The following is an 8,403-nucleotide window of genomic DNA, read 5'->3' as shown; positions in this document are numbered from 1 at the left end:
GCATCCGCCGGCCTCCGTGCGATCTTGCGTGCGGCGAAAGCAATTGCCAGCGACGCCATGTCGGAGAAATTGTGCAGTGCGTCGGCGACCAGCGCGAGGCTGCCGGACAGGATGCCTCCAACGATCTGGGCGACTGTCAGTAAAGCGTTGGCCCAGATTGCAATCGAGACCCGGCGGTCGCCGGATTGCGGGTCGATATGCGCATGTCCATGATCGTGCGGCATCGGATGTTCCTTGTGGCCGTTGTTCTGAAGGATTGGTGCCCACCACAGTCCGCGAACGCATTCCAAGGACTTACGGGCCTATGCCGGTGCCGGGTGCCTTGACGCATGGAGCGGATGCACCGACATCAGCCCAAGAATCAGTCGAAAAGACGTGTAATCGCTCCAGTAACTGTAGCTTCAAGCGAAAAGATTCAGGCGCTGCGTGGGACAGCGAGAATGATCGCTGCCCCGAGTAGGCAGACTGCGGTACCGAGCACATCCCATCTGTCGGGGCGATGTCCTTCGGCGAGCCACATCCAGAGGACAGAGGCCGCGATGTAGACCCCGCCATAGGCGGCGAAGGCCCGTCCCGCTGCGATGGTATCGACCTGTGCGAGAAGCCAGCCGAACGCCACAAGAGCGACCACACCCGGCGCGAGCCAAAGAGCAGACGCATCAAGGCGCCACCATGCCCAGATGGCAAAGCAGCCGGCGATCTCGGCCAGTGCGGCAAGCGGATAGACCAGCGCCGCGTGCATTCTAGGCGCCGATCTCGTTGTGGTCGGTCAGGCATTCAGAATGGTCGCGCAGTACCTCCAGCACGCGGCAATCTGCTGTTCGGCCACCGCTACATTCATGCACCATGCGTTCCAGTTCCGTACGCAAGGCTTCCAGCCGCGCGAGACGCTGCTCCACCTGCTTCAACTGCCGTCTCGCAATGGAGTCGGCTTCTTGGCACGGCTTGTCTGGCTGGTCGCTCAGATTCAGGAGTTCGCGGATCGCTTCCAGTGTAAAGCCGAGCTGTCGAGCATGACGGATGAAGGACAACCGGTCGAGTTCGGCGTCGCCGTAGCGCCGCTGTCCGCCCTCGGTTCGGTCCGGTTGGGGCATCAGCCCGATCTGCTCGTAGTAGCGGATCGTCTGCACCTTCGACCCAGTTTTCCTGGCAAGAGCGCCAATAGTCAGCATCCGCGCCTCCGCAATGTTCCAGTCTTGGTAGATACTGCTGTGCGGATCGGCAAGGGGAGTTCCCGAGTCACAGGCACGTGAAACCATCACGGGACTCGGGAAAGCAGCTTGAACCTCCAGTAGCTTGAGGATGTAGGAACGAATTAAACCGAGAATCGCAGTCAGGCTGATTGCATTGAAACTGACACCCCTCTGGAAATCGTGTGCGCGCTTCTCGGTGCACGTGTTCTGATTGCTGCTGGCCCGGACGGAAATTTCCGCCGGGAGGCGCTCGCCGAGTTGAGAGGGTACATCGCCGCATGACAACGAGATTGACAGGCGAAGCGGCGTTGACTGCTGCATGGGTCGTAACGCTTGCCGCGTCGCTCTCGGTGCTGTTCATCGGGGAGGTGCTGGGCCAGATGCCCTGCCTGCTGTGCTGGTATCAGCGCGCCTTCATGTTTCCGCTACCAATCGTCCTGGGCCTCGGCCTTTGGTGGCAGGACGCCCGCGTCGGGCGCTACGGCGTGGCGCTCAGCCTCGGGGGAGGGATGGTCGCGCTCTGGCATATAGGCCTTTACGCGGACATCATCCCGGAGCCCATTCAGCCCTGCTCCGCGACGGGACCTTCCTGCACTGACGACAACCAGACAATCCTTGGCGTTCCCATCCCGCTTTTGTCACTTCTGGCCTTCATGCTCACGGCGAGCTTGTCGACTCTCTCCCTGAAGGAACCGCGTCCATGACCCGCCGACCATTGCTTCTGTCCATCCTTGTCGTGGGCCTTGCGGTCTTCGCTGCGGCCTCCTGGTTCGCAACGCGCCCCGCAGCCATCACCGCCACCGCCACGGGGCCCCTCCCGCCTGAGCAGGCTGAGGCATTGTTGCGGCCGTATTCGCCGATCCTTGGTCCGGAGGAGGCACCCGTCACTATCGTCGAGTTCTTTGATCCCGCCTGCGAGGCTTGCCGCGCCTATTATCCCACCGTGAAGGAGATCATGGCCGAGCATGGCGAGGCGGTGCGCGTGGTCCTGCGCTACACGCCGTTCCACGGCGAGGGGTCCGAAGAAGCCATCCGCGTCCTCGAGGCGGCGAGAATGCAGGGTGTATTCGAACCAGTGCTTCAGGCTATCCTGCGCGAGCAGCCACAATGGGCCTCGCATGGGGCTCCGGCGCCGGGGCTGATCCTCAAGATTGCTGCAAGCGCGGGACTCGATGCCGATGCTGCGCGGACACAAATGCAGGCGCCTCAGACAACGGCGATCCTAAACCAGGACCGCGCCGATGTGGAAACTATTGGCGTGCGCCAGACTCCGACATTCTTCGTGAATGGCAGGCCGCTTGCTCCGTTCGGAAAGGCCGAACTGCGGGCACTGGTAGCCGAAGAGGTCACCGCAAGCGGATTGTGACTGAACTATCCCCGATAGCGCTCGGTTTTCTGGGTAGCCTGGCGGCCGGTTCCCTGACTGCGGTTGGTGCCTTTCCCGTGCTCTTCGGGCGAGTTCCTTCGCGGGGGATGCGAGATCTCTCGCTCGGGTTCGCGGCGGGGGTGATGCTGGCCGCCTCGTTCTTCTCACTGATCATTCCTGCGCTCGACGCCGCCGAGCGGCAATTCGACAACGGGGCTGCACCGGCCGCCATCGTTTGCGTGGCGATCCTGCTCGGCATGGGCGCCGTGGCACTGATGAACGAGAAGCTGCCGCATGAGCACTTTAGCGTGGGGCGCGAAGGGCCCGAGGCCGCCTCGCTCAGGCGCGTCTGGCTCTTCATCATCGCGATCACGATCCACAACTTCCCGGAGGGTCTCGCTGTCGGCGTCGGGTTTGGATCGGGTGGGCTGGAGGACGGGATGCCCCTGGCCATCGGGATCGGGTTGCAAAACGCCCCTGAGGGGCTCGCCGTGGCCGTATCGCTTCTGGGGGAGGGGTATTCCAAGCTTCGTGCCTGGGGTATCGCCGCACTGACCGGGCTGGTGGAACCAATCGGCGGTGTGCTCGGGGCGGGGATCATCACATTTTCGCAGCCGCTTCTGCCTTGGGGGCTCGCCTTTGCCGCAGGTGCGATGCTTTATGTGATCAGTCACGAGATCATACCCGAAACTCACCGGAGCGGGCATCAGGATAAGGCAACCCTGGGCCTGGCCATCGGTCTCGTCCTCATGCTGTTCCTGGATGTCTGGCTTGGATAGACATCCTCTTAAAAAAACAGTTCGTTGTGAAGCTTCAGTTTAAAATGATGTATATTCGGAGGTAGTTGCAACAATGTAGGCGAAAACGTCAGCGGTAAGAATTAAAATGTCGAAAATTTGACGATTTATATATAATTTGTGTAGTATACATATGTAGATCGTGCAAAACCGGGTTGAGATTGATAGATCATCATGTGCAAGGAGTGTATTTTGGTGAAGATGGAAACTGTTGGGTTTATGGTGGTAGCTGTAATATATGCCGCAATCGCGTTTTTTGGCGCAATGGGTCTAGGTTACTTGGCTCTAACGATAGCGAGAATGTCAATCTCCATAGGCGGCGGTTATTTGGCTTTTTTCAATGCAATTTTGTTTGTAGGATCGGCAGTAATCGGGCTGGTCGCCGGAAAAGGATACCTCGATTCAAGAGATCTGAGCGAATGATATGGAGGATATTTGCATGATTTTAGCAATAATTCTCACATTTCCTCAAGATTGCTATTCATCCACTGGCGGCCAGAATATTGAGTGTGGCCACAAATCACAAAATCACTAGTAAACAATAAATACCTATAGAATAAATCAGAGTTTGCTTGACGTATCCGTCTCCGTATATGCATCGGTATCTGTCGTAGTTGGTATCTTGATTCGGAGAAATGTAGGTAATGGGTAAATGTATATCAATTAAACAGTTGAAGCCCACCCATCGAAATTATTGGCCGGCATTCAGTTGAGAGGACATGCGTGGATATGCTCGCGGAAATTTGGAATGAGGCGCTCGGTATCGAGCACGTCGTTCATCAACCTGTCCCATGGGGTGTCGGGATGATAATGGGTTTCATCGGAGCAGCTCTTGTAGCGGCTCTTTTGAGGAGGCGGACACGCTGATAGTATAGCAATGCTTCCTATCCTGACTGTCCACTCAACCTTCTTGCTCAGGCGCTCCAATGATCTCGTAACTGGTATACTGCGGAGTTCCGATTTGACTCGGCTACGAGTTTCTGATCAAGCAGCGTATGATGAGGCTACAGTTCCCCCTGAGCTCCAGCGCAAGATGCAACACACCCTCGCCGCTAAGAGACCAAACTCGTCATGTGGGCATGGATTGCAGTGCCGATCTGCGTGCGCTGGCGAACCAGAAATTTCCGCGTACGGTGGAGGGCAAGGCTCGCTGAGCGGCTTCGCTCTTGACGGCAACATGCCGCATGGAAGGCCGCGTTGCGGCTTCACAAATGGCGGCCGCGTGCGCCTTCTCACGCTTCACGTAAGGCATCACATAGGACGGCGGCATTAGCCGAACGTCATGCCCATCTCTTGAAGTCTGCGCCCCCAGTCGTGAGAGCCTGCACAAGCCTCCATGCCGATCCGGCGTCGCGGATGTTTTTGGCAAAACGCGAGTAACTGGCTTTGGCGAAGCTGGAGGCGCACGAGAACCCGACCGTTCTGATCGACGCCATGGATCTGAAAGGCGCTCTTTGCGAGGTTGATTCCGACTGTGGCAAACTCGGACATGAATGGCTCCCAATACGGGATGATGGCTTCCCGACTATGGCGCAATGCGGCGCGGGGAGCAGGAGCCGTCCACACCAGCAATCGAAATTGCGTTCTCAACGCTCAAAACACATCTTATACCCGCCTGCGCTTGATCTGATTCAGCTGTGATTTTCCTGTCCTGGGCGTTCGTGATTCCCTGTCTGGCGAAGGGAGGGAAAGAGCGATGGCCGTAAGAATCCACGAGGACCTGTCGGCTGCGGAGCTCCGGGCTTTGGCACGGCGAGAGACCAACGGGCGGGTGGCGAGCCGTCTGCTGGCGCTGGCGGGGATGAACCGGACGCAAGCTGCGGAGGCGGCGGGCATGGACCGCCAGACGCTGCGCGACTGGGTGTGGCGCTATAATGCCGAGGGCGTTGCGGGCCTGCGCGACCGGCCGAAGGGGCATCCGCCCGAAGCGCTCACAGAGGCCGAACAGGCGAGCCTTGCCAACATCATCTTCCGCGGGCCGGATCCGAAAAAGGATGGCGTGTCCACCTGAACGTTGGCGGAACTCTCCCGCTGGATCGAGGCGCGGTTCGGCAAGCATGTTCATCCCGCCAGCCTGTCGCGCATCCTGCGCCGTAATGGCTTTTCGCGACAAAAGGCCCGCTCGACCCACCCTCAAAGCGATCCAGGGCGCCAGGCACGCTTTAAAAAAAGGGGCTCGCCGAGGCCCTGAAAGAAGCAAAGGTCGATCATCGCGACAAGCGGATTGCGCTGTGGTTCCAGGACGAAGCAAGGGTTGGCCAGAAAGGTCGCCTCTGCCACCGCTGGTGGACCCGCGGCAAGCGACCACCCGGGCTCTGCGACCAGCGCTTCGAATGGACCTACATCTTCGGTGCCGTCGAACCCGCAACCGGCCAGTCCTTCGCTCTGGTCCTGCCCTATGCCGACAAGGCGATGATGAACCTGTACCTCGCCGAGTTCGCCGGCACCATTCCTGACGACGTCCATGTCGTCATGGTTCTCGACGGCGCCGGATGGCACGGCGAGAAAGCCCTCGACGTACCAACCAACATCACCCTCGTCGCGCTTCCGCCCTACAGTCCCCAACTCAACCCCGTCGAGCGGCTCTGGCTCTATCTGCGCGAGACATCTCTCAGCCTGTGCGTCTTCCGCGACAGGCAAGCCATCATCGACGCTTGCTGCGACGCCTGGAACCGCGCCACCAAAGATCAAGCCCGCATCCGGTCCCTTTGCAACTACCCGTACATTAAAGCGGTCAGTTCATGAGCGGGCCGGTACCAGGCCAAAGGCCACTGACGTATATTGCGACCCACGGACGGAATGGTGCACCAACTCCGGCGCCGGGTTGCGAGCCACGAGAGCACGGCGCAGCGCTTCGACCGCGAGGTCGCGCTTCAGTCGGTCACTCGTGGCCCAGCCGACGACGCGCCGGGAGAAGAGGTCGAGCACGATGGCGAGGTAGAGCCAGCCCTCCGCAGTCCAGATGTAGGAGATGTCCGCCCCCCACTTCCTGTCTGGGCCGTCCGCAGTGAAGTCCTGCGCCACGAGGTTCAGGGCGACGGGCCAGGCGTGCTCGCTGTCCGTCGTGCGCTTGAAGCGCCGCTTCTGCCGCGCGACCAACTGGTTCTCGCGCATCAGCCGCGCCGTGCGATGTCGTCCGATCTCATGGCCCTCATCACCCTCCCGGCGCGCTGTTGCCTCTCCTCACCATCCTAGGCGACCTCGTGTGGCGTTATTCGTCGCCGATTCGCGGCCGCTTTCGGACCGATCAGCGCCGCTGGCGCCCTGCCATAGTGTCGCCTCCGAGCACTGTTTACCAACCATTAGGGTTAACAGATGATGATTGACCCGTGCTTCGTTGGGAACTGGGGGATGTCACATGAAAAGCGGCCGAAACAACATACAGCCGTGGATTTGAGTTGCAGGTCCGGTTGGTTGTCACCCGCGCTGTCGTGCTCGGGTTCATTTCGTGTGGCCTGGTTCTCGTTTCGAGTGAGCAAACGACGGTTAGAGAAGGACCAGCATCTGAGAGCAGCGCAACAATTCTAGGCCGAGATTTGGCGGCCGTTGCCACTTCCAGAGAGGCTAGGGCGGTCAGTCAGGTCCTCGAAGTTCCAGCGTCGAAGGGAGAGAGGCATCCCAAGGCCGCCGAAGAACAGAGGCCTAGGCCAGAAGCAGGCGCTCCGGCCGCAACAGCGAGTGCTGCAGAGAGGCCGCGACGCGCGTCTCGAGTTCCGGCGATAGCAACATCCAGTGCTTTCACTGGAAAGGGAGGTCGTGTTCTCGTTGCCGCGGCTTCCAGTCGGTCGAACTCTTCTGGCTCGGCACAACGTGAATCTATTCTGCGGGCGGAACTTGGGATCGGAGATGAGCAACTACGCACGTCGCTCGCCGGGCCCGAGTCGACTGAAGGTCGGTTCCGTACCGCCGCGATCTTCCGTTCACGTTTTCCCGATCTCCAGCCCCTTGAGGAGAAGAATAGGGCAGTCGACCGGCAATTGCCGTCTCGGTTTGACGAACTTGCGGGAGATGCTGCCGATGAGACGGACGATCTCTTAACGGTTGCCTACGCGCCCGCAGTCAGACCGGAGCTCTCGCTTTTCGATCACGTTCTCGGTGAGCCGAAGAGAAGCTTCGTGCCACCGCTCGGATCAGAGGACCATTCCTGGGCCGCAACGCCGCTGCCGGCTTCCGCCTTCGCAGAGGACGAGCAGACATGCCTTGCCAATGGCATCTACTTCGAGGCGCGCGGCGAAGAGGAGGAGGGTCAGGCCGCCGTCGCGCAGGTCATCCTCAACCGTGTCCGCAATCCAGCCTATCCCGACACCATCTGCGGGGTCGTCTACCAGAACCAGAGTTGGAAGAACCGCTGCCAATTCTCCTTCGCCTGTGACGGCATCGAGGATCGAATCACCGATCGCCGCGCCTATGCGACAGCCGAGCTGATCGGCCACAAGGTCAGCAACGGGGAGATCTGGCTTTCGAGCGTCGGCTCCGCGACCAATTACCACGCAACCTATGTCAACCCGCGGTGGGCCCAGGCCATGGAGCGGGTCGACAAGATCGGGCGCCACATCTTTTATCGAACCTTCAATGGCGGCTGGGATTGAAGGCCGCTCCCTGTCCAATCCTATAGCAGCTTGCGAGGCCTCTGGCGCTTTCGCTCTCCGCTCCTAGGGTCGAGACTCGATCAAACCCAGAAAGCGATGATGGTCACCAGGGCGACGGCGGACAGGAAGTTCGCGGCGAGCTTGTCGTAGCGGGTTGCGATGCGTCGAAAGTCCTTGAGGCGGCAGAAGGCAGCTTCGATCCGCCAGCGCTCGCGGTAGCGTCGTTTGTCGTAGACGACTGGGGGCTTCCGGCTCGATCTGCCTAGGATCACGGGCCTCCCGCCGACATTGCGAAGCCGCTGCCGCAGAGCATCAGCATCATAGCCCTTGTCAGCGGTGAACCAGCGCACCGGTCCCGCAGCATCCAGCAGATCATTTGCGGCACCCACGTCGCTGATATTGCCGGGTGTCAGCCGGAGGATCGCCGGGCGGCCGAGGCAGTCGGTGATGGCATGGAT

12 protein-coding genes and 2 pseudogenes are annotated in these 8,403 nt (G+C 60.0%); 8 read left to right on the top strand and 6 right to left on the bottom strand.

The genetic code is table 11. From position 1 onward, the window contains the following. The 3 genes from N7I30_RS21530 to N7I30_RS21520 form a co-directional block, all read right to left on the bottom strand. Positions 1 to 290, bottom strand: a 290-nt coding sequence (locus N7I30_RS21530) for a cation efflux transmembrane domain-containing protein (RefSeq protein ID WP_498641043.1), incomplete at its 3' end; no start/stop codon positions are given. Between the two features lie 125 nt (positions 291 to 415). Further along, complete coding sequence (locus N7I30_RS21525; RefSeq protein WP_498641042.1) at positions 416 to 742, bottom strand: YnfA family protein; 327 nt, start codon at positions 740 to 742, stop codon at positions 416 to 418. A 1-nt stretch (position 743) separates the two neighbouring features. Next, positions 744 to 1,172, bottom strand: coding sequence for a MerR family transcriptional regulator (locus N7I30_RS21520; RefSeq protein WP_498641045.1), 429 nt, complete (start codon positions 1,170 to 1,172; stop codon positions 744 to 746). A 311-nt stretch (positions 1,173 to 1,483) separates the two neighbouring features. Between N7I30_RS21520 and N7I30_RS21515 the strand changes: the two genes are divergently transcribed. The 4 genes from N7I30_RS21515 (at position 1,484) to N7I30_RS21500 (ending at position 3,779) form a co-directional block, all read left to right on the top strand. Next, positions 1,484 to 1,897, top strand: coding sequence for a disulfide bond formation protein B (locus N7I30_RS21515; protein ID WP_498641041.1), 414 nt, complete (start codon positions 1,484 to 1,486; stop codon positions 1,895 to 1,897). Further along, positions 1,894 to 2,559, top strand: a complete 666-nt coding sequence (locus tag N7I30_RS21510) for a DsbA family protein (RefSeq protein ID WP_498641040.1) — start codon at positions 1,894 to 1,896, stop codon at positions 2,557 to 2,559. The genes N7I30_RS21515 and N7I30_RS21510 overlap by 4 nt, the downstream gene beginning before the upstream one ends. A 107-nt stretch (positions 2,560 to 2,666) precedes the next feature. After that, positions 2,667 to 3,338, top strand: a complete 672-nt coding sequence (locus N7I30_RS21505; RefSeq protein WP_498641039.1) for a ZIP family metal transporter — start codon at positions 2,667 to 2,669, stop codon at positions 3,336 to 3,338. Between the two features lie 213 nt (positions 3,339 to 3,551). Further along, positions 3,552 to 3,779 (top strand): hypothetical protein, encoded by a 228-nt coding sequence (locus tag N7I30_RS21500; protein WP_498641038.1) that lies wholly within the window; start codon positions 3,552 to 3,554, stop codon positions 3,777 to 3,779. Positions 3,780 to 4,400: 621 nt separating this feature from the next. Here N7I30_RS21500 and N7I30_RS21495 read toward each other — a convergent pair. After that, positions 4,401 to 4,847, bottom strand: a pseudogene (locus N7I30_RS21495) (transposase); the annotation flags it as partial. A 205-nt stretch (positions 4,848 to 5,052) separates the two neighbouring features. Here N7I30_RS21495 and N7I30_RS21490 point away from each other — a divergent pair. From N7I30_RS21490 to N7I30_RS21480, 3 genes are read left to right on the top strand one after another with little or no spacing between them, the layout of a single operon-like run. After that, positions 5,053 to 5,367 (top strand): helix-turn-helix domain-containing protein, encoded by a 315-nt coding sequence (locus tag N7I30_RS21490; protein ID WP_498641037.1) that lies wholly within the window; start codon positions 5,053 to 5,055, stop codon positions 5,365 to 5,367. A gap of 3 nt (positions 5,368 to 5,370) precedes the next feature. Then, entirely contained in the window at positions 5,371 to 5,547 is a 177-nt protein-coding gene (locus N7I30_RS21485; protein ID WP_498641036.1) for a helix-turn-helix domain-containing protein, read from the top strand. Beyond that, on the top strand, positions 5,544 to 6,101 hold the full coding sequence (locus tag N7I30_RS21480) for an IS630 family transposase (RefSeq protein WP_498641044.1): 558 nt from the start codon (positions 5,544 to 5,546) through the stop codon (positions 6,099 to 6,101). Before N7I30_RS21485 ends, N7I30_RS21480 begins: the two co-directional genes overlap by 4 nt. Before the next feature lie 27 nt (positions 6,102 to 6,128). Here N7I30_RS21480 and N7I30_RS21475 read toward each other — a convergent pair. Next, positions 6,129 to 6,512 (bottom strand): annotated as a pseudogene (locus N7I30_RS21475) (DDE-type integrase/transposase/recombinase); the annotation flags it as partial. An 821-nt stretch (positions 6,513 to 7,333) separates the two neighbouring features. On the opposite strand from N7I30_RS21475, the gene N7I30_RS21470 reads away from it, so the two are divergent. Further along, entirely contained in the window at positions 7,334 to 7,945 is a 612-nt protein-coding gene (locus N7I30_RS21470) for a cell wall hydrolase (RefSeq protein WP_498641035.1), read from the top strand. Between the two features lie 80 nt (positions 7,946 to 8,025). On the opposite strand, the gene N7I30_RS21465 is transcribed toward N7I30_RS21470, so the two are convergent. Then, a partial coding sequence (locus tag N7I30_RS21465) for an IS5 family transposase (RefSeq protein WP_498641034.1) occupies positions 8,026 to 8,403 on the bottom strand: 378 nt, incomplete at its 5' end.

Source organism: Aurantimonas litoralis (assembly GCF_026153195.1).
Classification (GTDB): Bacteria; Pseudomonadota; Alphaproteobacteria; order Rhizobiales; family Rhizobiaceae; genus Aurantimonas; species Aurantimonas coralicida.
Note: the sequence above shows the minus strand (reverse complement) of the source record. Positions and strands in the feature narration are given on the sequence as shown.

What these genes read in the sequence shown, in the direction of transcription:
- N7I30_RS21525 (WP_498641042.1), bottom strand. Translation starts at nt 742, where the DNA reads ATGCACGCGGCGCTGGTCTATCCGCTTGCCGCACTGGCCGAGATCGCC.
- N7I30_RS21520 (WP_498641045.1), bottom strand. Translation starts at nt 1,172, where the DNA reads ATGCTGACTATTGGCGCTCTTGCCAGGAAAACTGGGTCGAAGGTGCAG.
- N7I30_RS21510 (WP_498641040.1), top strand. Translation starts at nt 1,894, where the DNA reads ATGACCCGCCGACCATTGCTTCTGTCCATCCTTGTCGTGGGCCTTGCG.
- N7I30_RS21505 (WP_498641039.1), top strand. Translation starts at nt 2,667, where the DNA reads ATGCGAGATCTCTCGCTCGGGTTCGCGGCGGGGGTGATGCTGGCCGCC.
- N7I30_RS21490 (WP_498641037.1), top strand. Translation starts at nt 5,053, where the DNA reads ATGGCCGTAAGAATCCACGAGGACCTGTCGGCTGCGGAGCTCCGGGCT.